This is a genomic window from Komagataeibacter swingsii (genome assembly GCF_003207895.1).
Lineage (GTDB): Bacteria > Pseudomonadota > Alphaproteobacteria > Acetobacterales > Acetobacteraceae > Komagataeibacter > Komagataeibacter swingsii.
The window spans coordinates 1-1052 of record NZ_NKUB01000090.1 but is presented as its reverse complement, the minus strand read 5'-3'; the positions used below and the strand labels follow the sequence as shown (position 1 = coordinate 1052).

The window sequence follows — 1052 nt, the reverse complement described above, 5'->3', positions numbered from 1 at the left end:
CTGCCATGCCTGGAACCAGCTCGTCAATCAACCATGGCGCATCATGTCAATCGGACTGCGCAATTGGGCTCATGGGTTATAGCAATCAACGGTTGGTATTAGCGGTGATAATCTCGCTGCACGATCCAGAGTAATCCAGCCTTATGAAAGCCATCGAATGTTTGATACAGGGAAGTTTGTATCAGTTGGCGATACAAATTTGTTCGTCTCTGAAGCCGGGAACCCGAAAGGAAGAGTAATTGTATTGCTTCATGGCGGCTTGCGGAGCCGGCTGGATTTCATTCCGCTCGCAAAGTACTTGGCAGAAGATTATAGGCTGATTGCTATTGATACGCGCGGGCATGGTCGATCTGGTATCGGGACGGCCCCCCTGACATATCGACAGCTTCAGGATGATTTTACCGCGGTTCTTAACGCGATGGGGCTGCAAAAATCCGGTATAATCGGACATAGTGACGGTGGCATTGTCGCCCTTCGTCTGGCTGCATCTCATGCCGTACAACCAGAGTTCGTCATAGCGGTCGGCGCGCACTGGGTGTTGCCGGAAAATGATCCGGCCCGGCAGATTTATCAGAAGATCAATCTTGAAAAATGGCGTGGGATGTTCGGGAATCAAATATCGGTCTACAACGCGGAAAATCCCGAACCGGATTTCGAAAAGTTATTCAAGGCGGCGACGCATATGTGGCTCGGCTGCGACGAAGATGCCTATCCCGGCGCGTCTGTAAAAAACATCCGGTGTCCTCTGCTCGTCGTGCATGGTGACGACGATATGCTGGTGTCGCGGCAACAGGCGTTTGAGCTTGCTGAGCAGGTCAAAGGTGCCAGATTGCTTAACCTACCCTTCGCGAAACATACGCTACTTGAAGACATGCCTGAGCGTGTTTTTCCCTTTTTACAGGATTTCATGAATCGCGTTACTGCCTGAAGGCCATGCAGTTTCATGTCCCGTCAGATGGGGTGGTTGCCGTCCTCCCCGCACGGCATCGCAATGTGCCAGAATGGTCGTTGGAAGAAACGACTGCGCGAAAGGACGGCAGATGAAGGATACA

At 51.8% G+C, this 1052-nt stretch carries 1 protein-coding gene; it reads left to right on the top strand.

Features of this window, described 5'->3' with window-relative positions; genetic code table 11:
* Positions 1 to 157 precede the first annotated feature (157 nt).
* Complete coding sequence (locus tag CFR76_RS17435) at positions 158 to 928, top strand: alpha/beta fold hydrolase (RefSeq protein ID WP_025440037.1); 771 nt, start codon at positions 158 to 160, stop codon at positions 926 to 928.
* Positions 929 to 1052 lie beyond the last annotated feature (124 nt).